The sequence below is a fragment of the Tessaracoccus palaemonis genome (assembly GCF_019316905.1).
In the GTDB taxonomy this organism is placed as follows: domain Bacteria; phylum Actinomycetota; class Actinomycetes; order Propionibacteriales; family Propionibacteriaceae; genus Arachnia; species Arachnia palaemonis.
The window spans coordinates 1,300,167-1,326,679 of the sequence record NZ_CP079216.1 but is presented as its reverse complement, the minus strand read 5'-3'; the positions used below and the strand labels follow the sequence as shown (position 1 = coordinate 1,326,679).

The following is a 26,513-nucleotide window of genomic DNA, read 5'->3' as shown; positions in this document are numbered from 1 at the left end:
GGTCAGCCGACCGTCTCCGGCAGCCACTGCTGCTCCGGCGTCTGGTTGGCCACCGGGGCGATGCCGCGCTCGGCCGCCACGACGGCGCTGCCCAGCTGCCCGCCGTCGGACTCGATCTGCAGCGCAAGGTCGGTGGTCGTCGAGGTGAAGCGGCGGAAGCCGTGGCCGGTGTCCTCGACGACCCAGGTCTGCAGCGGATCCTCCGAGCAGGCTGCCGCGACCACCGCCGTGCCCGGGGTGCCGGAGTCGTCGGCGACGGCCAGGCAACGGCCCTCGGCGTCGGCCAGCCGCCAGGTGCCGCCGTCGGCCGCGTGCAGGGTCCAGCGCTGGTCGGCGGCCCCATCCTGGCAGGCGGCCTGCGTCGGCTGGTCGCCGGCGGTCAGGCACTGCGTGCCGGGGGTCGGATTCTGCAGGCCGTCCCCGGCCACGGCCAGGACGACGGCCGTCGCGTCGTTGCCCGAACCCGACGAGTCCGCGACCGGCAGCCCGCCGGCCTCGTCGAAGCGGTACCAGGCGACGTCGCCGCCGCCCAGCGACCCGCCGCCCGGCTCGCGCGTGAGCTGCGCGATCTCGTCGGCCGACAGCGCGCGGCTGAAGATGTTGACGTCGTCGAGGGTGCCGATCAGGTACGGGTCCGCGTCGAACTGCGAGCGGCCCAGCCAGTTACGCGTCGTCTCCCCGAGGTCCGCGGGGTGGAGCTCGACGCCGGTCGCGGTGCGCGCGGGGTTCCCGTTGAGCCACAACGTGATGGTGTCCCCCGAGCCGACCACCGCGATGTGGGACCAGTTCCCGGAGACGTTGACGCTGTTGCCCGTGTCGGGCACCTGCTGCGTGAACCGCCCGGCGGACATGTCGAACCGCAGGCCGAGCGGCGGCGTGTCGACGGCCGCAGGAGTCAGGAACATGAAGTCGTCGGTGCCGGTACCGAAGTCGAACAGCCGCGCCCAGTCGTTGCCGAGCGTCACGTCGCGCCGCACCCACATCGAGACGGTCCAGTCCGCGTCGAGGCCGCCGACGATGCCGTCCGGCAGCTCGACGTAGCCGACGGCGCTGCGTCCGCCGAGCTGCATGGCCGACCCGAACCCCTCGGGTCCGTCGACGCGGTCGACCTCGCCGACCTCTGGCAGGTGCGCCTCGCTGACGAGCCGGACCGTGTCGCCGTCGCCGAGGCCCCACGGTCCCTCCTCGTCAGCGAAGGACGGCCAGCCGTCGGTCCAGGTGATGGGCCTGACTCCCAGGGTGTTGGTCGGCAGGTAGGCGTGGTACACGAGGTAGTCGACGCCGTCCTCGCTGTAGACGTCGCCGCCGCCAGGCGCCCGGTAGAGCCCCTCGGGAGTGACGTCGCCCACCGACTCGCGGCTGTCGAGGATCACGGTTCCGCCGCCTTCGGTCAGCGCGCGACCGGACTGGTCGAGGTACGGCCCCGTGATGCTCTGCGAGCGGCCGACGGCCACCTTGTAGGTCGAGTCGGAGTCGGAGCAGCAGGAGTCCCAGCTGAGGAACAGGTAGTACCAGCCGTCCTTCTCGAGGATGGCCGGGCCCTCGACGGGGTTGGAGTCTGCCTGGCGCGACGCGATGAGGGTCGGGCTGCCGACGACCCCGGTCAGGTCGTCGGTGAGCTGCTGCGCGACGATGCCGTCCCAGAAGGAGCCCCAGATGAGCCACCAGGCTCCGTCTGCGTCCTGGATCGTGACGGGGTCGATGGCGTTGAAGTCGACCGCGGTGACGGTCTCCGCCAGGGTGCCGGACCCGACGACGGGGCGCCCCAGGTCGACGTAGCTGGCCGGGTCCGCAGGGGTCCTCGTCGTCTTCAGCCCGATGGCCGAGTTGTTCGACCCGAAGCTCGACTGCGAGTAGAAGTAGTAGAAGACGTCGCCGATCCGGCGGAAGTGCGGCGCCCACAGCGTCGTGGAGTTCGGCACGTCGTAGGTCCAGTCGGCACGCGCCACCTCGCCGACCTCGGTCCATGGCCCGTCCATCGTGGGCGCGGTGCGGATGCCGTTGTGGCTGTCGGCCAGCACGTACAGCCCGGCCGCCGCGTCGTAGGCCATCGTAGGGTCGTGCACGTCGACGTCGCCTGCCTGCGGGAGCTGTGCCTGCGCCTCGGCACCCGTCACGGTCCCCTGGCCGGAGACCCACATGCCGACGACCAGGGCGAGCGCGAGCAGCGCCCCGAACAGCATGGAGATGTGTGTCGTGCCTCGTCGCATCGGTGCGTCCTTCTCGTCGGAAAAAACCCTGCCGACGAACCTACCGAACGACTAGGGCGCACGTAGGCGAACGGTCACATTTCCCTCGGAAACAGCCGCGGCCACGCTCAGTCGAGGTAGTCCCTGAGGACCTGCGAGCGCGACGGGTGGCGCAGCTTCGACATCGTCTTGGACTCGATCTGGCGGATGCGCTCGCGCGTCACGCCGTAGACCTTGCCGATCTCGTCGAGCGTCTTCGGCTGGCCGTCGGTCAGGCCGAAGCGCATCGAGACGACGCCGGCCTCGCGCTCGCTGAGCGTGTCGAGCACGTCGTTGAGCTGCTCCTGCAGGAGCGTGAAGTTGACGGCGTCCGCCGGCACGACGGCCTCGGAGTCCTCGATCAGGTCGCCGAACTCGGAGTCGCCGTCCTCGCCGAGCGGGGTGTGCAGCGAGATGGGCTCGCGGCCGTACTTCTGGACCTCGACGACCTTCTCGGGCGTCATGTCCAGCTCGACGGCCAGCTCCTCGGGCGTGGGTTCCCGGCCGAGGTCCTGCAGCATCTGGCGCTGGACGCGGGCGAGCTTGTTGATGACCTCGACCATGTGGACGGGGATGCGGATGGTGCGCGCCTGGTCGGCCATGGCGCGGGTGATGGCCTGCTTGATCCACCAGGTGGCATAGGTGGAGAACTTGTAGCCCTTGGTGTAGTCGAACTTCTCGACGGCGCGGATGAGGCCGAGGTTGCCCTCCTGGATCAGGTCGAGGAAGAGCATGCCGCGGCCGGTGTAGCGCTTGGCGAGCGAGACGACGAGTCGCAGGTTCGCCTCGAGGAGGTGGTTCTTGGCGCGGCGGCCGTCCTCCGAGATCCACTCGAGGTCGTCCAGGTCCTCGGCCGCGACGGGCTTGTCGGTGTCCGTCAGCCGCTCCTCGGCGAACAGGCCGGCCTCGATGCGCTTGGCGAGCTCGACCTCCTCGACGGCGTTCAGCAGCGCTACCTTGCCGATCTGCTTCAGGTAGTCCTTGACGGGGTCGGCGGTGGCGCCGGCCGAGACGACCTGCTGCTCGGGCTCGTCGGCGTCGTCGGAGTCGGACAGCGCGAAGCCCTCCTCCTCGCTGGTCAGCTCCTTGGCGAGCGGGGTCTCGGCGGCCTCGTTGAACTGCGACTCGTCGACCTCGTCGAGGGAACGCTTCTTCTCCTCGACGGACTTCTTCTTGCCGCCCACCGTGAGGACGACGTCGTCGCCCTCGCGCTTGAACTCCACCTCGACCTCGCCCGTGGCGGCGTTCGCGATGGTCGGCTCGGCCTTCGGCTTGCGGGCCCGCGTCGTCCGCGGCGCGGCCTTGCTCGCGGTGCTCCTGCCTCGGGTGGCGGGCTTCTTCGGCTGCTCGTCGGTGGAGGTCGCGCTGGCGGTCCGGCGGGTGCGGGGGGCCTTTCCGGTTCCTTCGGCGTTCTCAGTCACTGTCGTCCTCTCGAGGCCTACTGATTTTTGCGCGCGCAATGACCCGTGGTAGTCAAGAGCGACGCGCCGTCCATTCTGGCACGGGGTGTGCGAGGACTCAAACGCCGACCTCAGGGAGAACCCTGACTCCGGGTCGATGTGCGCGCCACCGCGTACAACCCAGGGATGATTTCGCCGAAAGAGTGCGCCTCGTCGGAACCTCTTGGCCTGCCCGTGCGTTGTGCTTGGTGACGACTGCGAAAGGTTCTGCATCATGAACAGTACTGCGCGTGCTCGGAGCACCGAAGGAATCAACGGCAAGGACGCGGTGGGGCTCTACCTCGACGCGATCGCCAAGACGCCACTGCTCACCGCCGTCGAGGAAGTGGAACTCGCCCGCCGCATCGAGGCCGGCCTGTACGCATCGAGGATCATCTCCGGCGAGGAGACCACTGCGCTGGACGCCACCGACGAGGAACTGACCGAGGTCGCGGCGGACGGGGAGCGGGCCATGCAGCGCTTCATCCAGTCGAACCTGCGGCTGGTCGTCTCCGTGGCCCGCAAGTACGGCCGCGCGCAGATGCCGCTGCTCGACCTGGTCCAGGAGGGCAACACCGGTCTGATCCGCGCCGTCGAGAAGTTCGACTACGCGAAGGGCTTCAAGTTCTCGACCTACGCCACCTGGTGGGTGCGTCAGGCCATCTCGCGTGGCATCGCGCAGCAGGGTCGGATCGTGCGCCTCCCGGTGCACGTCGCCGAGCAGGTCAACCAGGTCTCGGCGGTGCGCCGCAACCTGGAGCGCCAGCTGGGCCGCGAGCCGGAGCTGATCGAGATCGCGGACGAGCTGGGCCTCGAGGAGAGCAGGGTCGTCGATCTGCTCCGCTACGCGCGCGAGCACGTCTCCCTCGACGCCCCCGTCGAGGCGGACGGCGACACCGCGCTGGGCGATCTGATCGCCCGCGAGACGGCTCCCGGCCCCGACGAGATGGTCCTGGACGCCGAGGAGCGCGGCCGCCTCGAGGAGATGCTCTCCGACCTGGACGAGCGGTCCCAGGACGTCGTGCGCCGCCGATACGGCCTGCTCGACGGTCGCCAGGCGAAGCTCGCAGACATCGGAACGCACTGGGGCATCACCGCCGAGCGCGTCCGCCAGATCGAGCGGCAGGCGCTCGCGACGATGCGCGCAGCGCAGGGGGTCGCCGCCTGAGCCAAGGCGATTCCACCAGGGACTCCGGGTCCCGCCCCAGGTGCGAGGGGGCGGGGCCCGGTTCTGGTTCTAGGCGGGCGTGGTCGGGAGCACGCGGATCAGGCCCTCCTGCGCACAGGAGGCGACGGCGTGGCCGCCCTGGAACAGCCGGCCCATGGCGAACCCGCGGGCGCTGGAGGCCGACGGCGAGATCATGTCGTAGAGCAGCCACTCGTCGACGCGGACCGGGCGGTGGAACCACATCGCGTGGTCGATGGAGGCCATCTGCATCGACGGCGACAGGAACTCCACCTCGTGCGGGATCGTCGTGACGCTCAGCAGCGTCATGTCGCTCAGGTAGGCCAGCACGGCAGCGTGCCGCACCGGGTCGTCCGGCATCGGCTCGCGCGTGCGCACCCAGGCGCGCATGTTGCCGCCGTTGCGTCCCGCATCTGGAGGCGAGGCCAACCGGACGTCGAGCGACTCCCACTCCTGCAGCAGCGTGAGCCGGGCACCGAAGCGCCCCTCGAGGATCTCCCGCAGCGACGGGCATTCCTCGGGCGGGGAGACCCCGTCGGTCGGCGGCACCGCCGAGTGGTCGAGGCCGGGTTCGGGCGCCTGGAACGAGGCGGTCATGTGGAAGATCTCGCGCCCGCCCTGGCAGGTGACCACGCGGCGCGCGCTGAACGTGTTGCCGTCGCGCAGCTCCTCGACCTCGAAGTCGAGGGGAAGGTCGTTGTGGCCGGGCCGCAGGAAGTAGGCGTTCAGCGAATGGATGTGTCTGGCCCTCGGGACGGTGTGGGCCGCCGCGACCAGCGTCTGGCCGAGCACCTGCCCGCCGAAGAGCCGCTGCAGCAGCGTGCGGGGCTGCGGGCCGCGGAAGCTCAGGTCCCCCGTCTGCGTGAGATCGAACAGAGCGAGCAGTTCAACGACGTCCTTGGGCACCCGGCCATCCTGCCACGGCCCCGCCGCACGGGCCATCAGGATGCGGCGCGGACCGCCTGCCTGATCCGCTTGGCCGAGACGGGCACCGAGGTGCGGAGCTGCTGCGCGAACAGCGAGACGCGGAACTCCTCGATCAGGAATGCGATCTCCTCGACCGCCGGGGAGAGAGGGCCGGGGGGCTGGGCGTCGGTCAGCGCCGCGTACAGGTCCTCCATCTCGTCGACCTGGGCCTGCAGCTGCGCGTCGCGGGCGGGGTTCGACGCGGCCGCCTCCAGGCGGGCGACCGCCGCGGCCGCGTAGCGTGGCAGGTGCTCGAACCACGGGTCGGGTGTGGCGGTGATGAAGCGGGCGAAGAACAGGTTGTCCAGCTGGGCCGCGACGTCCCTGGACGCGGCGGCCTGCGGCCGGTCGGCGATGAGCAGCCGGGCGCGGGTGACGTCGGCCAGCGCGTGCGCGGCCGTGTTCACGACGTCCAGCGTCCGGCCGGGGCACTCCTGGCGGACGGCGAGCGCCACCTTCGCGTAGGCCGCCTCGCCGCGGATCGTGACGGGGTCCCCCTCCGCGGCGGCGAGCTGCTCGCCCGACTTGAGCCAGGCATCGGCGAGGAGGTCCGGCACCGACGGGTAGGCCGAATCGGCCAGCGAGAGCTTCTCCATGCGGCCGAGGTGGGACACGACCCACCTCGTCGGATCGGGGTTGGTGCAGGTCAGGAGCCGGCGCAGGCCGGCGACGTGCGAGCGGTCGGCCTTGTCCCGGGTGTCGAAGACGCGCACGCCCACCGTCGTCCCCTCGTCGACCAGCGCCGGGTAGCCGACGACTCCCCTGCCCAGCCTGGTCTCGGTCGGGACGTCGCCGAAGGTCCACGACGTGGCGCCGGTCGCGGTGATGTTGGACGCGGACCTGGTCAGCTTCGCCGCGACCTTGGGCGCCAACCGCTGCTGCAGCTCGGCGAGGTCGGCTCCGCGCGCGACCTCACGGCCGCGGTCGACCACGACGAAGGTTGGCCGCAGATGCGGGTCGAGGGCCGCGGCGTTGAACTGTCCCGGCTCGACGATCGTGCCGGTCAGGGCCGTGAGCGCCCGGCCGAGGGCCTCCGGGAAGCTCCCCTCGCCGGTCTCCCCGCGCTCGTCGAGCCAGTCGAGCGCGCGGGAGGCGAAGTCAGGAGCGGGCACGAAGCTGGTGCGCACGGCCTTGGGCAGGGAACGGATGAGCTCGGTGGCCAGCTCGCGGCGCAGCCCCGGCACCTGCCAGGTGAAGGGGTCCCCGTGGAGCTGGGCAAGGGCCTCGAGCCGGACGGTGAGGGTCACGCCGTCGCCGCCGGCGCCGGGGTCGAAGACGTAGCTGACGGGCAGCCGCTGACCCGAGACGTCCCAGCGGTCGGGGAAGTCGGAGGCGCGCAGCTGCCGGGGATCGGTGACGGCGTCGTCGAGCGTGAGGGTGGGCCACTGCTCCTTCGGCAGGCCGCGCAGCCACTTCTCGAACGTCGAGCCCGACACGACGGCGGCCGGGACCCGCCCGTCGTAGAACGCGAAGAGCTCGTCGTCGGAGATGAGCAGGTCGGGACGGCGCATCCGGTCGGTGAGCTTCTCCGCCTCCTCGAGCACGGCACGGTTGGCGGAGACGAGCTTCCCGCGCGTCTCCCACTGGCCCTCCACCAGGCCGCTGCGCAGGAAGATCCCGCGCGCCTCCGCGGGGTGGTCGGCCGCGTAGTTGGTGCGCCTGCCCGCGACGATCGGCACGCCGAACAGCGTGAGTCGTTCGCTGGCGCTGACGGTGGCCGTGCGCGGCGAGAATGACGGCTCGGACAGGGTCCGGGTGAGTACGTGGCCGGCCACCTGCTCGACCCATTCGGGGCGCACCTGCGCGACGGTGCGGGCCCACAACCGGGACGTCTCCACCAGCTCGAAGGCCATCACCAGGGAGGGCGTGGACTTCGCGAGCGAGGAGCCGGGCTGGATGGCGAACCGGGTGCCGCGGGCGCCCAGGTACTCGGTCAGGGGCCGCCGCTTCCCGGCCTCGCGCCGACCGGGCTCCTGCACCAGGCCGACGTTCGACAGCAGGCCGGTGAGGATGCTGGTCAGCGCGTCGGGCATGGTGCCCTTCGGGCGGGTGTCGAGGTGGAGCTCCTTCGCGACCTCGCGGAGCTGGCTGACGAGGTCCTCCCACTCCCGGAAACGGACGAAGTGCAGGTATTCCTCGCGGCACATGCGGCGGAAGGCGTTGCCGCTGAGCTCGCGACGCCGCCTCCTCAGGTAGTGCCAGATGTTCAGCAGCACCTCGAAGTCGCCGCCCTCGAGCGACTGCTTGGGTGCGTCCTGGTTGCGGGTGCCGGTGTGGGCCGTGTGCCGCTTCGGCTCGCCGGACTCCTTCGGCTCCGCCGGCGCCGGCCGCGACGGGTCCCCGCCCCAGAAGCGGCGGTGCAGCTCCTCCGCGCGGGCCTGGGCCTCGCTCGGGCGCTCCCGCAGGTCGGGGACGGTGAGCCCGGCGACCAGCACGAGCACGGTGCCGAGGCAGTCGCGCTTCGACGCCTCGATCATCATGCGCCCGAGCCGTGGGTCCACCGGCATCCGGGCGAGCGTGCGGCCCGTGGCGGTCAGCCGCAGCTCCTCATGCCGGCCGCGCGGGTGGATGGCGCCGAGCTCCTGCAGCACGCGGACGCCGTCGTTGATCTGCGAGATGACGGGCGCCTCGACGAACGGGAAGCGCTCGACGTCGCCGAGCCCCGCCTGCGCCATCAGGAGGATGACGGTGGCGAGGTTCGTGCGCAGGATCTCGGGATCGGAGAACTCGGGTCGGGACCCGAAGTCCTCCTCGGAGTAGAGCCGGATCGCGACGCCGGGCCCGACGCGGCCGCAGCGACCGGCGCGCTGGTTGGCGGAGGCCTGCGAGACGGGCTCGATGGGCAGCCGCTGCACCTTGGTGCGCGCGGAGTAGCGGGAGATGCGGGCCGTGCCGGTGTCGACGACGTAACGGATCCGCGGGACGGTGATGGAGGTCTCCGCGACGTTGGTGGCCAGCACCACGCGGCGCCTCACCCCGGGGTGGAACACCCTCTGCTGGTCGGCCGCGGACAGGCGCGCGAACAGGGGAAGGACCTCCAGCCCGGTGCCGAGCGCCTCGACGGCCTCCGCAGCGTCGCGGATCTCCCGCTCGCCGCTCAGGAAGACGAGGATGTCGCCGGAGCCGGACTCGGTGACGATCTCCTCGACGGCAGCTGCGACGCCATCGATCTCGTCCTGCCCCTCCTCGAGCGGCTGGTAGCGCGTCTCGACGGGGAACGTGCGGCCCGAGACCTCGACGACGGGGGCGTCGCCGAAGTGCGCGGAGAAACGTGCGGTGTCGATCGTGGCCGAGGTGACGATGACGCGCAGCTCGGGGCGCTGCGGGAGCAGCTGCTTGAGATAGCCGAGCAGGAAGTCGATGTTGAGGCTGCGCTCGTGCGCCTCGTCGATGATGATCGTGTCGTACTGCCGCAGCATCTCGTCGTGCGTCAGCTCGGCCAGCAGGATGCCGTCGGTCATGACCTTGATGCGCGTGGCGGCGCTGGTCTGGCGCGTGAAGCGCACCTGATAGCCGACGAAGTCGCCCAGCTCGACGCCACACTCCACGGCGATGCGCTGCGCGACGGTGCGGGCGGCGATGCGGCGGGGCTGCGTGTGGGCGATGCGCTGCCTGCCTGCGAGCAGGCAGATCTTGGGCAGCTGCGTGGTCTTGCCGGAGCCGGTCTCGCCGGCGACGACCACAACCTGGTTGTCGCGCACCAGTTGCGCGATGCGCCCGGCCTCCGCCGCGATGGGGAGGCCGGGCTCTACGGTGATGTCGGGTGGTGAGTCGCCTGGGGTCATCCGCGGCTGATGTACAGCGGGCACAGCGCGTGGGCCATCAGGCCGCGCATGAGCCCGCCGAGGCTGATGCCGGGGATCGACGACTCGCCGACGCCCAGCACGAGCATGTCGTAGTTGGCGCTGCGGCTGACGAGGTAGTTGATCGGGCTGTCGATCGCGACGTGGACGCTGTACTCGACGCCGGGGTGGCGCTCGGCGACGCCGGCCGCGAGGGCCTCGATGCCGCCCTGGGCGAAGCGTACCTGCTCGTCGAGCTGGGCCGGGGTCAGCTTGCGCGCGAAGATCCCGACCGGGGGCTGCACCGCGTGCACGATCTCCAGCTTGTCCGTGAAGCGCTCGCACTGCTCGAACGCTGCCTCGAGGGTCGCCTCGGAGCCGGGGTCGGTCTGCAGGCCGACGCCGATGATGCCCTTCTGGCCGACGGGGTCAGGGTGCGCGGCCGCGGAGATGACGACGACGGGGCACGAGGCGTTGGCGACGACCGCGACCGATGTGGAGCCGACGAACATGCGCTCGAGGCCGGAGGCGGCGCGGCGACCCACGATGATGAGGTCGGCGACCTCGGACAGGCGTGCCATGACGCCGCCCGGAGAGCCCATCACCACCTCGGTGCGGATGCGGTCGGCGGGCAGGCCCGCCTCAAGGGCGATGCCCTTAGCCTGCTCGTTGGCGGTGACGCCGGCGGCCTGCAGCACCTCCGGGTCGTAGACGACGCCCCAGGCGCCGGCCATCAGCGTGTCGTCGACCGCGTTGACGAGCAGCAGCTCTCCGTCGCGGCGCAGCGCCGCCCCGGTGCCGAACCTGACGGCGCGCAGGCCGTCGTCGCTGCCGTCGACGCCGACGACGATCAGAGGTTGGGTCTTCTCAGTCATGGTGGGGCTCCTCACTCCTCACGGTCCCGGACAGGACACGTCCATCGATGCTGGTCGCGGTCACGGCGATCCCGACGGTGCGGTCGTCGGCCAGCCAGCTCACGCTGTCCGCCTCGACCGGCCCCGTGGTGCCGCGCACGAGCACCGACCAGCCCACAGCCGTCTCCTCGTCGATCTGATCGACCTGGAACGCCACGTCCGTCGGCTGCGTCAACGACGCGAGCACGGTACCGGGTGCGGTGTGGAAGACGATCTGTCGCCCATCAGAGAGGAAGTTGACGGGAACCACGGTGAGGCCGTCCACCGCCGCCCAGGCGAGCCGCCCGACGCGCACGTCGGCCAGCAGCGACCAGCACTCGTCGCCATCGAGCCGGGAGAAGTACGTCACAGGTTCCTGCATGCCCCAACCCTAGCGCTACCGGCCCGCTTGTCAGGAGACCTGGAAGGTGGTGCGTCCGCCCAGCTTGCTGGCCAGCGCGTCGTCGATGCCGTCGGCGATGCGGCTGAGCACCCGCAACGCCTGCTGCAGGTGGGCCGGGACGAAGGGCTGGGTCGGCACGGACAGCTGGACGAACACGCGGTCGCGGTGCAGGGCGAAGCGGCCGTAGCGCGACTCGACATTCAGGTCGTTGAGGACCTCGCACGCCCGGGATCTCCCGACGACGTCGTGGACGATCGCGGAGAAGAGCAGCAGTTCCTGCGCGTCGGGGGTCGTCCGGAGGAAGACCATGGTCGAGCCGACGCGGATAGCGATGTCCCCCTGCTCGTTGCGCAGCGGCGGATGCTTGAACAGGCGGCGCAGCTCGACCTCGACGAACTGGTCGAGCTCCGCCTTGCTGCCCGGCTTGAGCGGCTTCTCGGCCTTGGTAAGGGCGCGGGGCTCCAGCGGCGTCCAGTGCGTCTGCACCTGCAGGATCTCGGCGAGTTGGTCGGGCTCGAGGAAGACGGGGTGAAGCACGTCGAACACGTCGGCGAGCGTCGCGCGGGCCAGCTCCGCCAGCGCCGCGGAGTCCGCCTGGTCCGCCTCGGTGTGGAACGAGGGGACCTCGGCGGTCGGCGCCGCCCAGCCTAGGGCCTCGAGCTTGGCGGCCTGGGCCGCGCCCGCGCCGGAGGCGTCGACGGGGCGCGTCACGAACGCGCTCACCACGCCGGACCGCCGCACGGAGAACCGGATGCCCGGCCTGGGGCTGGGCACCGTCGAGGCAACGGAGATCGTGAGGTCGGCCGTGGAGTCCATCACGGACAGGACCTCGTCCAGGCGGCGCGCGAACTCGTCCCACGCCTCCCGCTGCGTGTCATCGAAGTCGAAGTCGAAGTCCATGTTGTCTGTCACGCGCCACCTCCACACTCAACCTAACGCACCCGGGGCGGCTTCACCGGCGACGTCTGCCCGCGGCAGGACCGGCCCGGCACCCGGCCCGGGAACGACACGACGTAGTATCCAACGCATGGACAGCTCCGCAGTCGAGACCCCCGCCGCGCCCGGACACCCCTTCGGCCACCCCGGCGGGCACCCCGGTGGCCACCCGGGCGGGCACCCCCACACCGCCCGCAAGGGCGTCGTCCGGACGCTGCACCACGATCCGGGCGAGCGCCCGCACGTGCTGGTCTGGGAGGTCACCCGGGCCTGCCAGCTCGCCTGCCGCCACTGCCGCGCCGACGCCTTCACGAAGGCGGACCCGCGCCAGCTCACCACCGCGGAGGGCAAGGCACTGCTCGACGACTTCGCCTCCTACGGGACGCCGCGGCCCATCGTGATCCTGTCCGGCGGCGACGCGTTCGAGCGCGACGACCTGGAGGAGCTCATCGCGTACGGCACCTCGATCGGCCTGCCGATGGCGCTGTCGCCGTCGGTCACCCCCCTGCTGACAGACGAGCGCCTCGCCTCGGTCCGCGAGGCCGGCGTCAAGGCATTCTCCATCTCGCTCGACGGCGCGACCGCCGAGACCCACGACTCCTTCCGCGGCATCGACGGCACCTTCGCCGACTCACTGGAGGCGGCGAAGCTCGTCGTCAAGCACGGCTTCCGGTTCCAGGTGAACACCACGATCTGCCGCAACAACGTCCACGAGCTCCCGCAGATCCTGAAGACGGTCATGGAGATGGGCGCCCACATGTGGTACCTGCTCTTCCTCGTCCCGATGGGCCGCGGATCGAACCTCGAGCCGCTGAGCCCCGAGGAGATGGAGGACGTGCTGCACTGGCTGCACGACGTCTCCGACCGCATCGCAGTGAAGGTGACCGAGGCCCCCAACTACCGCCGCGTCGCCATCCAGCGCGACGACGCGCGCGCCGCCGGGAAGCCGATGCCGCCCACGGGCGAGCTGCACGCACGGCTGGAGGCCGAGACCGAGGCACTGCTGGGCGAGGTGCTGGAGCGCCGTCCCCCGCGCCCGCCGATCGGGGTCAACTCGGGGCGCGGCTTCGCGTTCGTCGACCACATCGGCGACGTCTACCCGTCGGGCTTCCTGTCCTACAACTGCGGCTCGGTGAAGGAGCGCCCGTTCCACGAGATCTACGCCACGGCCCCGATGATGCAGGCGCTGCGCGACCCGTCCGGCTACTCCGGCAAGTGCGGCGTGTGCGAGTTCAACTGGATCTGCGGCGGCTCGCGCGCCCGCGCCAACGCCATGCTGGGCGACCCTCTGGCGAGCGATCCGACCTGCATCTGGCAGCCGGAGGCCTGGCACCCGGAGTCTCAGGAGGCCTGAGCGCCCCTCGCGTCGCACAGCAGCCCGGCCGCCGTCTCGAGCCCCTCGACGGCCTCGTCGGGAGACACGCGCGTGAGGGCGAAGGCCGAGACAACCAGGCCGGTGACGGCGTCGGACAGACGACCGCGGCGGGCCGGGGGCAGCCCCGGGAGGTACGCGTCGACCCCGCGGCCGAGCGCGCCGCGCAGCTCGGCGCGGTACGCGGTCACGACCCGGGCGACTGCCGCGTCGTCGCCGAGCGACCCCGTCGCGGAGTTGATCAGGAGGCAGCCGCTCGCCGAGACGGGTGATCGGCGCAGCGCGTCGGCGAGCCCCGAGAGGTAGTCGAGGATCGCGTCGGGCGCGACCCTCTCCCTCGTCAACGGCACCAGCCGGGGCCGGACGATCTCGTCGAGGTAGCTCTCGACCGCCGCGTCATAGAGGCCACGCTTGGAGCCGAAGGCGTGGTAGAGGCTGGACCTGGCCAGCCCGGTCGCCTCCTCGAGCTCCGGCAGCGACGCGCCCTCGTAGCCCGTGCGCCAGAACACGCCGCGCGCCGCGCGGACCACCTCGCCCCTGTCGTATGTCGGCGTCCTGCCCATGGCCGCCTCCTCACTGCTTTTTGTGGATCGACCGGTTCAGTATATATAGTGGATCGAGCAGTCCACAATCGTGTCCATCCATGGGAGCCATCGTGATCGTCCCCGGCCTCGTGCTCGCCGCCCTTGCGGCGGCCCTGCACGTCTTCATCTTCTACCTCGAGTCGCTGGCCTGGACGACCGCCCGGGCGCGCGCCGTGTTCGGCACCTCCGAGGAGGAGGCTGCGGCCACCCGCGAGCTCGCCTTCAACCAGGGCTTCTACAACCTCTTCCTCGCGGCGGTGACCGGCATCGGCATCGTCGCCTGGGCGGCGGGCAGCGGCGTCGTCGGAGCCTCCCTCATGCTCGCCGGCATTGGCTCCATGGCGGCCGCCGCGCTCGTCCTGTTCCTCTCCAGCCCCGACAAGCGGCCCGCCGCGGTGAAGCAGGGCACCCTGCCGCTGCTCGCCGTGGTTGTGCTGGTCCTCGCACTCACCCTCTGACCCCAGGAGTTCCTTTCATGAGCACCGCAGCAAGCACCCAGATCCACCTCGCCTCCCGCCCCGAGGGGTGGCCGACGCCGGAGAACTTCCGGACCGTCCGCGTCACCCTGCCGGAGCTGGCCCCCGGCCAGGTCCGCGTCGCCAACGCCTTCGTCTCGGTCGACCCGTACATGCGTGGCCGGATGAACGAGGGCCGCAGCTACGTCGCGCCCTACGCGCTGGGCGCCACCATCACCGGCGGCGCGGTGGGCCGCGTCCTCGAGTCCGCCGCCGACGCCGTTCCGGTCGGGGCCGTCGTGCTGCACCAGCACGGCTGGTCGAACGTGGTGCAGGACGACGCCGCCACGTTCCAGGTCATCCCTGAGCTGCCGGGCGTGCCCCTGTCGCTGCGGCTGCACATCCTCGGCATGACCGGCCTGACCGCCTACGTCGGCCTGACCCGCATCGCGTCGCTGCAGCCCGGCGAGACCGTCTTCGTCTCGGGCGCCGCGGGCGCGGTCGGCTCCGCCGTCGGGCAGCTGGCCCGCCTGCTGGGCGCCTCCCGCGTCATCGGCTCGGCGGGGTCGGCCGCCAAGGTCGCCCTGCTGACGGGGAAGTACGGCTTCGACGAGGCCTTCAACTACCACGACGGTGACGTCTCGGAACTGCTCACCCAGGCGGCCCCCGACGGCATCGACGTCTACTTCGACAACGTCGGCGGCGACCACCTCACCGCAGCCCTCGATGCCTTCAACGACGGCGGCCGCGCTGCGCTGTGCGGCGCGATCTCCACCTACAACGCCGAAGGCCCCGTCCCCGGCCCGGACAACATGTCCAACATCGTCACGCGCGGCCTGACGCTGCGCGGCTTCACGCTCGGCAACCACCTCGACCTGGCGGGCGAGTTCCAGCAGCGGATGGCCGGCTGGTTCGCAGAGGGCCGGATCGCCTACGACGAGACCATCGTCGACGGCATCGAGGGCACCGTCGAGGCGTTCCTCGCCATGATGCGCGGCGCGAACGTCGGCAAGATGCTGGTGCGCGTCGGCTGACGCGGCAGGATGGGGTCCATGATCCTGATCCTCGGCGGCACGGTCGAGGGGCGGCTCCTCGCCGACGCCCTCGCCGGCCTCGGCGCACCCCACCTGCTGTCGCTGGCCGGCCGGACCGCCTCGGCCCCGGCCGCCGGCCCGGTCAGGGTCGGCGGCTTCGGCGGGGTCGACGGGCTGACGGACTTCCTCCGGGGGAACGACGTCACCGTGGTGGTCGACGCCACACACCCGTTCGCCGCGACCATGAGCCGGAACGCGGCCGACGCCTGCCGGGCCGCGGGCGTCCCGCTGATCCGCGTCGAGCGGCCCGGCTGGGCGAGCCACGAGGGCGCCGCGGCCTGGACCTGGGTCGACGACCACCCCGCCGCCGCGGCCGCCGTGCTGGGCCTGGGCGCGAGGCGCCCGCTGCTGACGGTCGGCCGGCTGCACACGCTCGACTACTCCCCCGCCCTCGACGCCCTGCCCGTCCTGGCCCGGGTCACCGAGCCGCCCGACGACGACCTGCCCGCCGCCTGGCGGCTGCTGGTGTCCCGCGGCCCGTTCACCCCGGCCGGCGAGGCCCTCCTGTTCGCCCGCGAGGGCATCGACTGCCTGGTCACGAAGGACTCGGGCGGCGGCTCGACGGCCCCGAAGCTCGACGCGGCCAGGGAGGCAGGGGCGGCCGTGGTGATCGTGCGCCGCGCCCCCGGCCCCGCCGGGGTGCGGACCGTCGGCTCGGTCGAGGAGTGCCTGCAGCTGCTTGAAAGATTCACGAGCGCGTAACACAAGCGACGCCGTCGGCTTTGTAGTGTTCGACGCATGCTCGAAGCCGTCGACCCCTTCATCGGCACCGCGGGCGTCTCGCTGCCCGCGCCGACCGGCCTGGCCGCCTCCTGGTGGTGGCCGAAGCCCCAGGTGGGCAACACCCACCCCGGCGCCACCTACCCGTTCGGGATGGTGTCCGCCTGCTCCTACTCCGGCGGCTACCCGACGGGCTACGGCCCGTACGAGCTGGGCACGGAGGGGCGGCCGGTCCCGATGATGGCCGACCTCCGCGCCTCGGGGTTCACGCACTTCCAGCAGTCCGGCACCGGGGCCATCCGCAAGTACTACAACTACTTCCGCGTGACGCCCATGGTGCAGAGCCTCGACGAGCTCGGCCGCTCCTGGGAGATCGTCGAGGAGGAGGCCTCCCCCGGCTACTACCGGGCCGTCCTGTCGTCGGGCATCACCGCGGAGATCACCGTCGGCCCGAAGTCCGCCGTGCACCGCTACACCTTCCCGCGCGCGCAGGACGCCCGCGTCGTCGTCGACCTGTCGCACGGCGGGCTGGGCATCCCCTACGGCTCCACGGTGCCGCTGCGCGCGTCGCTGGAGCTGCTCGCCCCGGGGGTCGCGTGTGGGGAGATCGTCGTCGAGGGCGCACCCCTGGCGGTGCATCTGGAAATCGACAACCCGGCGATGCGCCAGCTGCTCTGGTACGACCGCCGCCTGATGCCCGGCGGCTCGCGGATCGACTTCTCCGACATCAGGCCGACGACGCTGAGGCCGTTCGGGCTGCTGTTCACCGGGCCGGCCGATGCCGGCCAGACCGTGGAGCTCAGGATGGGCTTCTCGCTGCGCGGCACCCAGCGGGCCCGGGAGAACATGCTCGCCGACTGCGGGGACCACGCACCGTCGTTCGAACGCCGCCGGTCGACGACGTCGGCGGAGTGGGCCCGCCACGTCGACGCGGTGCGGGTCGACACGCCGTCCGACGAGCGGCGTACCGTGATGGCCACCGCCGTCTACCACTCGCTGATCAAGCCGTGCTCGGCCCCGGACGAGTCGCCGTTCTGGCCCAACGACGGCCCGTTCATGTACGACATCTCGACGATGTGGGACATGTACCGCACGCAGTTCCCGCTCGTGACGACGCTGCGCCCCGACATCTCGGTCGACCTGGCCAACGCGCTGCTGCGGGTCTGCGAGGAGGAGGGCAACTTCCCCGTCGGCTACCGCATGGCCCGCGGCGCCGACCGCTTCTCCCGGCAGGCCAGCGCGCTCGCCCACACGCTGCTCGCCGACCTGTGCGCGCTCGGCGCGACCGGCATCGACTGGAACTGGGCGCTGGTGCACATGGTCGCCGACCTGCGGCGGACCTACGGCGAGGAGTACATCCTGGGCGGCATCACGCACCCGATCACGCACGTGCTCGACCTCGCGTTCGGCTACTGGTGCACCGCGCTGGTGGCCCGGCGCCAGCGAGACGGGAAGCTGGCCGACGAGCTGGCCGCGCTGTCCAACGGGTGGCCCGCCGCCTTCGACCCCGCGACCGGGCTGCTTCGCTCCTCCACGTTCTACGAGGGCACGACCTGGAACTACTCGTTCAGGCTGCTGCACGACATGGAGAAGCGGATCGCCGACGTCGGCGGGGACGATGCCTTCGTCGCGCTGCTCGACCGGTTCTTCGGCTACGGCGCCGACCCCGTCGCCCAGCCCGGGCAGCGGCCCGGCAGGGCCGAGCTGGAGGCCGGCTACGCGCTGGGCCGCTTCGAGGGCCTCAACAACGAGCCGGACATGGACGCCCCCTGGGCCTACACCTACGCGGGGCGGCCGGACCGCACCGCGGAGGTCGTGCACGCCGGGGTGCACCAGATGTTCGGCACCGGGCGCGGCGGCCTGCCGGGCAACGACGACTCGGGCGGCCTGTCGTCCTGGTACGTGTGGGCCTCGCTCGGCCTGTTCCCCGTCGCCGGCCAGAACCTCGTCCTGCTCAATGCGCCCTCGTGGCGCGACGCCGAGCTCGACGTGCCGGGCGGGACGTTCGCGATCCGCACCCGCGACTTCCGGGAGCCGACGCCGGCCGGCCCGCCGCAGTACGTGCAGTCCATGACGCTCGACGGCAGGCCGCTCGACCGCGCCTGGCTCACCATGGACCGTCTCCACCGGGGCGGCGAGCTCGTCGTCACGCTCGGCGACCGGCCGAGCGCGTGGGCGACCGGCTCCAGACCGCCGTCCAGACCCCTGCCCGTGCCGCCGGCCTCCGTGCTCGGCGACCGTTCCACCGCCCCCCTCGACGCCCCGGGAGAACCCACATGGCCGAAGTGAACCTCGACCGCTACCGCCGCCTCGTGATCGTGGTGCGCGCCGACCCGGTCATCTGCGGGCACTCCGTCGAGGCCCGGAACCTGGCGGAGGCCGCCCTCGTGCGGGGCTTCGAGGACGTGCGCATCGTCACCTGGCCCATCGACCGGCTGGAGGCCTCCGGCCTGCCGCTGAAGCCGCTCGAACACCTGCTGCCGTACAGCCCCGGCATCACCGTCGAGCGGCCCGGGCCCGTCGGCGACTACCGCGTGGTCGACGGCCGCTACACCGGCGGCGTCGTCGGCCGACTCGTCGAGCTGTTCACCGACGGCGTCCCGACGGTGTGCCTGTCGCTCTACCTCACGCCCCACACCATCGCGGTACAGGAGGCCGTCACTGCGGCGCGTCGGACCGGGCTGCCGGTCGACGTGCTGACCATCGCCGAGGCCGTCGGCTCCGACATCACCAACGTCGTGCGCACGGCCGTGGCCGAGCACCGCTACGGCGCCGCGGCCCACGTGCTGGCCACCTACCTGGCCAGCGACTGCTGCCTCGCGGTGTCGCACTACACCAAGGAGGTCATCGTCGCGGCCGCCGAGGAGGTCGACGCCGGGCTCGGCACCTCGTTCGCCGCGCAGTGCGCAGAGCGGGTCGGCATCTCCTACCCGGCCCTCGACGTCGCCAGCTACCTGGGCCACGACCCGCTGGAGGGCCGCGAGGTCCTCACCAGGCGCGGCCTGCCCGGCGGCCCGTACGTGCTGTTCCTGTCCCGCCTGACCGACGCGAAGGGCGTGCCGGATCTCGTCGCCGGCTACGAGCGCAGCGGCATCGTCGGCCGTGCCCGGCTCGTCATCGCCGGGCGCGGGCCGCAGGAGCAGCAGATCAAGGAACTGGCGGCCGCGTCGCCGCTGGCTGACCACATCTCGGTGCTGACCGACGTCGACGACGAGGAGAAGCCGTTCCTGATGGCCGGGGCGCTCGCGTTCTGCCTCCCGACGCTGCCGCGTCCCGAGTTCATCGAGACGTTCGGCATCGCGCTGGTGGAGAAGATGCTCGCCGGCGGCGGACCGGTCATCACGACGACGACCGGCGGCGTGCCGGAGGCCGTCGGCGACACGGCCATGATCGTGCCGGTGCAGGACCCGGACGCCATCGCCGTGGCGCTGCGCCGGGCGGTCGACATGTCCGACGGGGAGCGCTCGGCCTGGGAGGACCGGGCACGCGCCTACGCGCTGCAGTTCGACCGCGCCGTCGTGCTCGACCGGATGCTGGAGCAGGCGCTCAGTCCAGCCCCAGCTTCGCCACGTCACCGATGATGGCGATGGCCGGCGGCTGCACGTCGTTGGCCCGTGCCACGTCGCCGATCGAGGCCAGCGTGCTGACCCAGGCGGCCTGATTCTCGGTCGAGCCCTCCTGCACGATGGCCGCCGGCGTGTCGGCGGGCATGCCCGCGTCCTGCAGGCGGGTCGCGATGGCGCCGAGGTTCTTGACGGCCATCAGCAGCACGAGCGTCGTGTGGCCCTTGGCCAGCGCGTCCCACGCGATGGTGGAGCGGGGGTCGTCCGGCGGCACGTGGCCGCTGACGACGGTGAAGCCCTGCGACAGCGAGCGGTGCGTGACCGGGATGCCGGCCAGCGCCGGCACCGAGACCGCGGAGGTGACGCCGGGGATGACCCGCACGGGCACGCCGGCCTCGACGCAGGCCTGCCACTCCTCGCCGCCGCGGCCGAACACGAAGGAGTCGCCGCCCTTGAGGCGGACGACCTTCAGCCCCTTGCGGGCCCGGTCGATGAGGATCTCGTTGATCCGCTCCTGGGGGGTGAAGGCGCCGCGCGGGATCTTGCCAACGTTGACCCGCTCCGCGCCCTCGGGCGCCTGGTCGAGGACCTCGAGCGGGCCGAGCCGGTCGTGCACGAGCACGTCGGCCTGCTGCACGGCCCGCAGTCCGGCGACCGTGAGCAGGTCGGGGTCGCCGGGACCGCCTCCCACCAGCACGACCTCGCCGGGGATCAGTTCTCGTTGCATGCGTCTTCCTTGATGTCGAGCAGGGCGGCTGTCAGCCCCGCGTGGGTGGATGCGTCCCGTGCCGCCAACCGTAGCCAGGTCGGCCCGAGCCCGGGGAAGGTCTCCCCGCGCCTGACCGCGAACCCGCGTCGGGCCAGCGGCTCCCGGAGCGAGCCGGGGGCGATCGCGGCCGTGTCGACGAGCACGAAGGGCGCCACTCCGGGCACGGGGCGCAGGCCGATGTCCGTCAGACGGGCGACCAGGTCGGCGCGGGCGGCGGCACCCTCGCGGGCCAACCGGTCCGCGTCGCGCCTGCGTTCGTCGGCCAGACACGCGACGGTCGCGGCGACCGCGGGCGTGGAGACGGACCACGGGGCCTGCTGGGCCGCGAGCCGGGTGATGAGCGCCGGGTCGCCGACGACGTAGCCGACGCGCAGCCCGGCGAGCGCCCAGGTCTTGGTGAGCGAGCGGAGCACGAGGCGGCCGGCCATGTCGGGCGCGATGAGCGTCTCGGGCTCTCCGGGGATCGTGTCGCCGAAGGCCTCGTCGACGACCAGAACGCCGGCGTCGAGCGCGAGCAGGTCGCCGCGACGGTGCAGCACGCCGGTCGGGTTGGTGGGGTTGCCGACGACGATCAGGTCGGCGGCCGGCACGCGGGCGGGGTCGAGGCGGAACCCGTCGGCCGCGGCCAGCACGTGGCGGGCGGGGGTCCGCCCGGCGGCGAGCAGCGCGGCCTCCGGCTCGGTGAACTGGGGATGCACCACGAGCGAGGTGCCGGGAAGCGCCCGGGCGACGAGCGTGAAGGCCTCGGCGGCGCCGGCCACGGGCAGCACCATGGCCTCGTCGACGCCGTGGTGGCGGGCGATCGCCGCCCGCGCCGGGGCAGGGTCGGGGTAGGCGGCCCAGTCGGCGTCGCGGACGATGGCCTCGACGAGCCAGGCGGGCGTGCTCGGCTGGCGGACGTTGACGGCGAGGTCCACCAGGCCCGGGGCGGTGTCGCGGTCGCCGTGGTGGAGCAGGTCGGGCGCCGGTCGTTGGGCGTACCCGTGCACGGCGTCGGCGAAGCGCTGCGCGAGCTGCGGAGCTCCGGCCCAGTGGGTGTGGAGGTAGGAGGCGTGCAGGGTGGCGGAGGCGACGCCGTCGGGGCGGCCGTCGAGCAGCCACGCCGGCGGGTCGCCCGCGTCGCAGTGGGTCCGGTGGAACTCGTGGCCCGTCACCGTCTCGCCGACCCGGCCGAGCAGCGTGTCGCGTCCCGTCGTGGCCGAGCGGTAGCCCATGGTCAGTCGTGCGGTCATGGCCGAGGTGTGCGGGAGCGCCCCGACCATCGGGTGGCCGTCGAGCTCGCGGCAGAGGTACAGCAGGCCGGCGCACTCGGCGACGGTCGGCATGCCGTCGGCGACCGCTTCGCGCACAGCCTCGCGCAGCGAGGCGTTGCCGGCCAGGTCCGTGGCGTGCATCTCGGGGAATCCACCGCCGATCCACAGTCCGGCGGCGCCCTCGGGCAGGGCGGTGTCGGTCATGGGGTCGAAGGTGACGGGGAGGCAGCCGGCGGCCCGGAGGAGCTCGTCCGTCTCGGGGTAGCGGAACGTGAAGGCGCGACCACCGGCGACTGCGACGACCGGGCGGCGGTCCGACGGCGGGGAGACGACGGCGGCCGGGTCCCAGGGCGTCGCCTCCAGCGGGCCGGCCGTCCCGGCGATCCGTCGCAGCGCGTCGAGGTCGAGGTGCTCGGCGACGACGGCCCCCATCGCCTGGATGCCGGCATCGTCGCGCTCGGCGGCGGGCACGAGGCCGAGGTGGCGCGAGGGCGCCTCGATGTCGAGTTTGCGGGGCAGCACCCCGAGGACGGGGATGCCGAGCGGCGCCAGCGAGTCGCGGATCTCGGCCTCGTGGCGCGGGCTGCCGACCTGGTTCAGCACCACGCCGGCGATGCGGATCGTGGGGTCGAAGGAGGCCATGCCGAGCACGAGTGCGCCGACGCTGCGGGACGTGTGGCGGGCATCGACCACCAGCAGGACAGGTGCGTCGATGAGGCGGGCGACGTGGGCCGTGCTGGCGAACCCGCCGGTCCCGAGCTGCCCGTCGAACAGCCCCATCACGCCCTCGACGATCGCGATGTCGGCGTCCGCGGAGCCGTGTTCGAACAGGGGCGCGATGAGTTCCTCGCCGCAGAGGAACGGGTCGAGGTTGCGGCCGGGGCGGCCGGCGGCGAGCGTGTGGTAGCCGGGGTCGATGTAGTCGGGCCCGACCTTGAACGGTGCGACGCGGGTGCCGCGCGACGCGAGCGCCGCCATCACGCCGGTCGCGACGGTGGTCTTGCCGTGGCCGGAGGCCGGCGCGGCGATGACGACGCGGGGGATGCTCACCATTCGATGCCCGCCTGCCCGCGCTGCCCGTTGTCGAAGGGGTGCTTGATCTTGCGCATCTCGGTGACGAGGTCGGCGACGTCGACGATGGCCTGCGGGCAGCGCCTGCCGGTGATCACGACGTGCTGCGTGCCCGGCCTGGCCCGGAGCGCCTCGGCCACCTCGTCGGCGTCGATCCAGCCCCAATCCATCGGGTAGGTGAACTCGTCGAGGATCCAGAGGCGGTGGCGCTGCTCCGCGAGGCCCTCGCGGATGTACTCCCAGCCCTCGACCGCGGCCTCCCGCGCCTCCACCTGCTGCCCGTCGCCCCGGCGGGTCCAGGACCAGCCGGTGCCCATCTGCTCCCACGTGACGGCGCCGGAGAGCCCGCCGAGCCGGGTCAGCGCGTCGCGCTCCCCCGTGCGCCAGGTCGCCGACTTCACGAACTGGTAGACGCCCACATCCCAGCCCTGGGCCCAGCCGCGCATCGCCACGCCCATGGCGGCCGAGGTCTTGCCCTTGCCGTCGCCGGTGTTGACGAGCACGACGGGGCGGCGGCGACGCTCGGCGGTCGTCAGGCCGTCATCGGGGACGACGGGGGTCGTTCCTCTGGTCATCGGTCCTCCGTGGTTAGGATCGCATCGTGATCATCGACCGCGACCAGGCCCTGTTCGGCTCCGCCCCCGGGCTGCCCGACGACGCTTTCGCCCACGACGGGCTCATCACCAAGCGCGTGGTGCGCGCCAGCGCCCTCGCCCACCTGCGCCCCCTGCCGGGCCAGCTGCTGTGGGACGTCGGCACCGGCGCCGGTTCGATCAGCGTCGAATGGTGCCGGGGTGCGGACGGCGCGCGCGCCATCGGGATCGAGCGCCGCGCCGAGCGCGCCGAGCGCGCACTGGCCAACGCCGACCGGCTCACCGCGCCCGGCGCGTTCACGCTGGCCGAGGGCGACGCCGAGGAGGTGCTGCGCGAGCTGCCCGCCCCGCATGCGGTGTTCGTCGGCGGGGGTGGCTCCATGAGGGTGCTGGAGATCGCGCACGCCGCCCTGCCCGAGGGCGGGCGCCTGGTGCTGCACGGCGTGACGATCGAGGCCGAGACGCTGGCCGTGGCCGCACAGGAGCGCTGGGGCGGCGAACTCAGCCGCATCCAGGTGGAGACGGCGGCACCGCTCGGCGGCCTGCGCGGCTGGACCCCGGCCCGCACCGTCATCCAGTGGGCGCTGGTCAAGGAGTAGCACGCGCCACCTCCCTCACGGACGCGACGATGTCGTCCACCGTGCGGGGCAGCGGCGACGTCGGCAGGCCGAGGCGGCGGCACAGCTCGAGCTGCCACGGGCTGCGCAGGCGCGCCGCCGCGAGGAGGGAAGCGTCGGCCAGCAGCAGCGGCGACCCCTGACGGACGGTGTGGTCGTGCACCACCGCGACCTCGTCGGCCCAGCTGAGAGCGAGGTCGACGTCGTGCGTGGCCAGCACGACCGTGACGCTGAGCCCCGCGAGGGTCGACATCAGCTCCTCGACGCCCGCGGGGTCCAGGCCGGCCGTCGGCTCGTCGAGCAGCAGCACGCGCGGCCGCATCGCCACGGCCCCCGCGATCGCGACGCGCTTGCGTTCGCCGTAGCTGAGCTGGTGCGTCGGGCGCTCGGCCAGGTGCGTGACGGACAGCAGCTCCAGCGCCTCATCGACGCGGGCCGCGGCCTCGTCGTCGCTGAGCCCGAGGTTGAGCGGACCGAAGGAGACGTCCTGGCGGACGTCGGCGGAGAACAGCTGGTCGTCGGGGTCCTGCAGGACCAGCTGGCAGAAGCGGCGGTGACGGCGCAGGTCGTCGCGGTGGTGGCCGACGGGCTGACCGTCGGCGCGGATCTCGCCCGCGTGCGGCCTCAGCGCCCCCGACAGGGACCTGAGCAGGGTGGTCTTCCCGGACCCGTTCGCGCCGAGCAGCGCGACGCGCCGCCCCTCGTGGATCTCGACGGTCGCGCCGTCGAGCACCGGGGGTCGGCCGTGGAAGCCGGCGACGAGCGCCGAGGCGCTGAGCAGGGCGGTCATGCCGCCGCCCACGTGGCGACCCACACGGCCGAGACGACGGCCAGGGTCATGGCGATGAAGGCCCAGGAGCGTTCCCGGCGGGGGCTGAGCGTGACGAGCGCATCCTCGAAGCCACGGCCCTCGAGCCCCTCCTGCAGCCGGACGGCCCGCTGCCAGCTCCGCAGCATGATGCTGCCGGTGGTTCCGGCGGCGGTGTGCATGCGGCGCCGCCAGGAGGCGTCGTCGCCCAGCCTGGCCCGCTGGGCCTGGTGCACGGCCCAGGTGGTGCCGAGCAGCACGAACAGCATGCGGTAGGTCAGCGAGGCGATCTCCAGCAGCGTGTCCGGCACGTGCAGCGCGCGCATCCAGGTGAGCAGGTCGACCATGGGCGTGGTGGTGGCCAGCACCATGACGGCGAGCGTGCCGGCGATGCCGTGAGCCAGCAGGCCGAGGGCCGTCGCCAGGCCGGTGGCGCTGACCCGCAGGGGCCCGATCCCCCAGCCGTCGGCCCCGATGTGCACGGCGACCGGCAGCGCCCCGACGAGCAGGAACGCGAGCGGGGCGGCCATCACGGTGGCGAGCAGCGCCGGGCTTATCCGGGCGGAGCCGAGGATGAGGACCAGGGAGATGGCGGCGACCAGGGCGCAGCCCGGCCACGGGTCGGTCAGCAGCGCGGTCAGGATGAGCGCGACGCTGAGGGCGACCTTCTCGCCGACGCGACGACGCCGCCAGGGGCTGGCCCAGGCGGCATCGTCGATCGCTGACTCGTGGTTACTGCTCATCGCCCGCGGGGGCAGCCTCGGGCTGCGGGGCCTCCTGCAGCTCCTTCGCCTTGACGGCGCGACCGCGGAAGTTGCCCAGCACGAAGCCGACGATGCCGGCGCCGAGGGCGGCCTGGATGGCGAAGAGGCCGGACTCGATCTCGCCGGAGCCGGGCTCCCAGATCGGGCTGAACCACGGCTCGACGCCGTGCTCCTCCAGCACCTCGGTGACGACGGAGTCGGTCCCGACGAACCCTTCCTCGCCTTCGGCGGGCTGCGGGGCCATCGCGAAACTGAACACGAAGATGACGACGATCACGGCCAGCAGGGCCAGGCCGATGAACCAGTCCTTGCGCTTAAACATGAGCGGCCGCCTTCTCGGTCTGGGGCATGACGCCCAGGCGGATCATCTGGTCGGGCGCGACACGCGCGAAGAATCCGAAGAGCAGGATGCCGAGGACTCCCTCAGCGACGGCCAGCGGGATCTGCGTGACGGCGAAGATGCCCAGGAACTTGGCCGCGGCCCCGAGGAGTCCGGTGACCTCGTCCGGGTACGCGATGGCCAGCTGGAAGCTGGTGACGACGTAGGTGACCAGGTCGGCGAAGAAGAACGCGAGGAAGACACCCAGCCACATGGGGCCGCCGAACTTCTTCACGAGCTTCCAGCACGCGTAGCCCGCCCACGGGCCGGCGATCGCCATGGAGAACACGTTGGCGCCCAGCGTGGTGATGCCGCCGTGCGCCAGCAGCAGCGCCTGGAACAGCAGGACGATGGTGCCGAGGAAGGCCATCACGGGAGGCCCGAAGAGCACGGCTCCGGCTCCGGTGCCCGTCGGGTGCGACGACGAGCCGGTCACGGACGGGAGCTTGATGGCGGACAGGACGAAGGTGAAGGCGCCGGCGGCCGCGAGCAGCAGCTTGTTCTCCGGCGATTCCTTGGCCTTGCGGATCACGGCGCGGGCGCCGTGCACGACGAAGGGGGCAGACGCGGCGTACCACACCGCGCATTCGAGGGGAGGGAGGAATCCCTCAGCGATATGCATCGCCGAACTCCTTTGT

Annotated in this window: 23 protein-coding genes; 8 read left to right on the top strand and 15 right to left on the bottom strand. The window is 72.3% G+C overall.

The annotated features are described in order from the left end of the window. Positions 1-2: 2 nt before the first annotated feature. Complete coding sequence (locus KDB89_RS05950; protein WP_219083919.1) at positions 3-2,210, bottom strand: family 43 glycosylhydrolase; 2,208 nt, start codon at positions 2,208-2,210, stop codon at positions 3-5. Between the two features lie 107 nt (positions 2,211-2,317). Continuing rightward, the gene (locus KDB89_RS05945) at positions 2,318-3,649 is read right to left on the bottom strand and encodes an RNA polymerase sigma factor (RefSeq protein ID WP_255556273.1); all 1,332 of its coding nucleotides are present in this window, start codon (positions 3,647-3,649) and stop codon (positions 2,318-2,320) included. 253 nt (positions 3,650-3,902) lie between these two features. On the opposite strand from KDB89_RS05945, the gene KDB89_RS05940 reads away from it, so the two are divergent. Next, entirely contained in the window at positions 3,903-4,835 is a 933-nt protein-coding gene (locus KDB89_RS05940; protein WP_219083917.1) for a sigma-70 family RNA polymerase sigma factor, read from the top strand. 69 nt (positions 4,836-4,904) lie between these two features. Here KDB89_RS05940 and KDB89_RS05935 read toward each other — a convergent pair whose 3' ends face one another. Genes KDB89_RS05935 through KDB89_RS05915 form a run of 5 tightly spaced genes read right to left on the bottom strand, consistent with a single transcriptional unit; the run spans position 4,905 to position 11,809 of the window. Continuing rightward, the gene (locus tag KDB89_RS05935) at positions 4,905-5,759 is read right to left on the bottom strand and encodes an acyl-CoA thioesterase (protein ID WP_219083916.1); all 855 of its coding nucleotides are present in this window, start codon (positions 5,757-5,759) and stop codon (positions 4,905-4,907) included. A 35-nt stretch (positions 5,760-5,794) separates the two neighbouring features. After that, positions 5,795-9,604: an ATP-dependent RNA helicase HrpA gene (gene hrpA / locus KDB89_RS05930; protein ID WP_219083915.1), complete on the bottom strand. Its 3,810-nt coding sequence runs from the start codon at positions 9,602-9,604 to the stop codon at positions 5,795-5,797. Continuing rightward, the gene (locus KDB89_RS05925; RefSeq protein WP_219083914.1) at positions 9,601-10,476 is read right to left on the bottom strand and encodes a universal stress protein; all 876 of its coding nucleotides are present in this window, start codon (positions 10,474-10,476) and stop codon (positions 9,601-9,603) included. Before KDB89_RS05925 ends, hrpA begins: the two co-directional genes overlap by 4 nt. Next, entirely contained in the window at positions 10,469-10,876 is a 408-nt protein-coding gene (locus KDB89_RS05920) for a pyridoxamine 5'-phosphate oxidase family protein (protein WP_219083913.1), read from the bottom strand. Before KDB89_RS05920 ends, KDB89_RS05925 begins: the two co-directional genes overlap by 8 nt. Before the next feature lie 30 nt (positions 10,877-10,906). After that, complete coding sequence (locus KDB89_RS05915) at positions 10,907-11,809, bottom strand: T3SS (YopN, CesT) and YbjN peptide-binding chaperone 1 (RefSeq protein WP_219083912.1); 903 nt, start codon at positions 11,807-11,809, stop codon at positions 10,907-10,909. Between the two features lie 115 nt (positions 11,810-11,924). Between KDB89_RS05915 and KDB89_RS05910 the strand changes: the two genes are divergently transcribed. Continuing rightward, a complete protein-coding gene (locus tag KDB89_RS05910; protein WP_219083911.1) occupies positions 11,925-13,187 on the top strand; it encodes a TIGR04053 family radical SAM/SPASM domain-containing protein in 1,263 nt (420 codons plus the stop codon). Here the strand turns inward: KDB89_RS05910 and KDB89_RS05905 are convergent. Beyond that, positions 13,175-13,768 carry a TetR/AcrR family transcriptional regulator gene (locus tag KDB89_RS05905; RefSeq protein WP_219083910.1) on the bottom strand — a complete coding sequence of 198 codons (594 nt, stop codon included), beginning with the start codon at positions 13,766-13,768 and terminating at the stop codon, positions 13,175-13,177. The two genes, KDB89_RS05910 and KDB89_RS05905, sit on opposite strands and share 13 nt — an antisense overlap. A gap of 80 nt (positions 13,769-13,848) precedes the next feature. Between KDB89_RS05905 and KDB89_RS05900 the strand changes: the two genes are divergently transcribed. Genes KDB89_RS05900 through KDB89_RS05880 form a run of 5 tightly spaced genes read left to right on the top strand, consistent with a single transcriptional unit; the run spans position 13,849 to position 19,639 of the window. Further along, on the top strand, positions 13,849-14,247 hold the full coding sequence (locus KDB89_RS05900) for a DUF1304 domain-containing protein (RefSeq protein WP_255556267.1): 399 nt from the start codon (positions 13,849-13,851) through the stop codon (positions 14,245-14,247). A gap of 17 nt (positions 14,248-14,264) precedes the next feature. Further along, positions 14,265-15,278, top strand: a complete 1,014-nt coding sequence (locus KDB89_RS05895) for an NADP-dependent oxidoreductase (RefSeq protein WP_219083909.1) — start codon at positions 14,265-14,267, stop codon at positions 15,276-15,278. 18 nt (positions 15,279-15,296) lie between these two features. Further along, positions 15,297-16,040, top strand: a complete 744-nt coding sequence (locus KDB89_RS05890; RefSeq protein WP_219083908.1) for a cobalt-precorrin-6A reductase — start codon at positions 15,297-15,299, stop codon at positions 16,038-16,040. 36 nt (positions 16,041-16,076) lie between these two features. Beyond that, a complete protein-coding gene (locus tag KDB89_RS05885) occupies positions 16,077-18,347 on the top strand; it encodes a glycoside hydrolase domain-containing protein (RefSeq protein WP_219083907.1) in 2,271 nt (756 codons plus the stop codon). Continuing rightward, the gene (locus tag KDB89_RS05880; RefSeq protein WP_219083906.1) at positions 18,335-19,639 is read left to right on the top strand and encodes a glycosyltransferase; all 1,305 of its coding nucleotides are present in this window, start codon (positions 18,335-18,337) and stop codon (positions 19,637-19,639) included. The genes KDB89_RS05885 and KDB89_RS05880 overlap by 13 nt, the downstream gene beginning before the upstream one ends. On the opposite strand, the gene cobA is transcribed toward KDB89_RS05880, so the two are convergent. From cobA to cobO, 3 genes are read right to left on the bottom strand one after another with little or no spacing between them, the layout of a single operon-like run. Continuing rightward, on the bottom strand, positions 19,605-20,348 hold the full coding sequence (gene cobA, locus KDB89_RS05875; protein WP_219083905.1) for a uroporphyrinogen-III C-methyltransferase: 744 nt from the start codon (positions 20,346-20,348) through the stop codon (positions 19,605-19,607). The genes KDB89_RS05880 and cobA overlap by 35 nt on opposite strands. Further along, positions 20,333-22,696, bottom strand: coding sequence for a bifunctional hydrogenobyrinic acid a,c-diamide synthase/histidinol phosphate aminotransferase CobBC (gene cobBC, locus KDB89_RS05870; protein WP_219083904.1), 2,364 nt, complete (start codon positions 22,694-22,696; stop codon positions 20,333-20,335). Before cobBC ends, cobA begins: the two co-directional genes overlap by 16 nt. After that, positions 22,690-23,289 (bottom strand): cob(I)yrinic acid a,c-diamide adenosyltransferase, encoded by a 600-nt coding sequence (gene cobO, locus KDB89_RS05865; RefSeq protein ID WP_219083903.1) that lies wholly within the window; start codon positions 23,287-23,289, stop codon positions 22,690-22,692. Before cobO ends, cobBC begins: the two co-directional genes overlap by 7 nt. Before the next feature lie 26 nt (positions 23,290-23,315). On the opposite strand from cobO, the gene cbiT reads away from it, so the two are divergent. Beyond that, complete coding sequence (gene cbiT, locus KDB89_RS05860) at positions 23,316-23,906, top strand: precorrin-6Y C5,15-methyltransferase (decarboxylating) subunit CbiT (protein WP_219083902.1); 591 nt, start codon at positions 23,316-23,318, stop codon at positions 23,904-23,906. On the opposite strand, the gene KDB89_RS05855 is transcribed toward cbiT, so the two are convergent. Genes KDB89_RS05855 through KDB89_RS05840 form a run of 4 tightly spaced genes read right to left on the bottom strand, consistent with a single transcriptional unit; the run spans position 23,896 to position 26,497 of the window. Then, positions 23,896-24,714: an energy-coupling factor ABC transporter ATP-binding protein gene (locus KDB89_RS05855; RefSeq protein WP_219083901.1), complete on the bottom strand. Its 819-nt coding sequence runs from the start codon at positions 24,712-24,714 to the stop codon at positions 23,896-23,898. The two genes, cbiT and KDB89_RS05855, sit on opposite strands and share 11 nt — an antisense overlap. Beyond that, positions 24,711-25,475 (bottom strand): cobalt ECF transporter T component CbiQ, encoded by a 765-nt coding sequence (cbiQ, locus tag KDB89_RS05850; protein WP_219083900.1) that lies wholly within the window; start codon positions 25,473-25,475, stop codon positions 24,711-24,713. The genes KDB89_RS05855 and cbiQ overlap by 4 nt, the downstream gene beginning before the upstream one ends. Next, positions 25,465-25,818 carry an energy-coupling factor ABC transporter substrate-binding protein gene (locus tag KDB89_RS05845; protein ID WP_219083899.1) on the bottom strand — a complete coding sequence of 118 codons (354 nt, stop codon included), beginning with the start codon at positions 25,816-25,818 and terminating at the stop codon, positions 25,465-25,467. Before KDB89_RS05845 ends, cbiQ begins: the two co-directional genes overlap by 11 nt. Continuing rightward, positions 25,811-26,497: an energy-coupling factor ABC transporter permease gene (locus KDB89_RS05840; RefSeq protein WP_219083898.1), complete on the bottom strand. Its 687-nt coding sequence runs from the start codon at positions 26,495-26,497 to the stop codon at positions 25,811-25,813. Before KDB89_RS05840 ends, KDB89_RS05845 begins: the two co-directional genes overlap by 8 nt. Between the last annotated feature and the right edge of the window lie 16 nt (positions 26,498-26,513).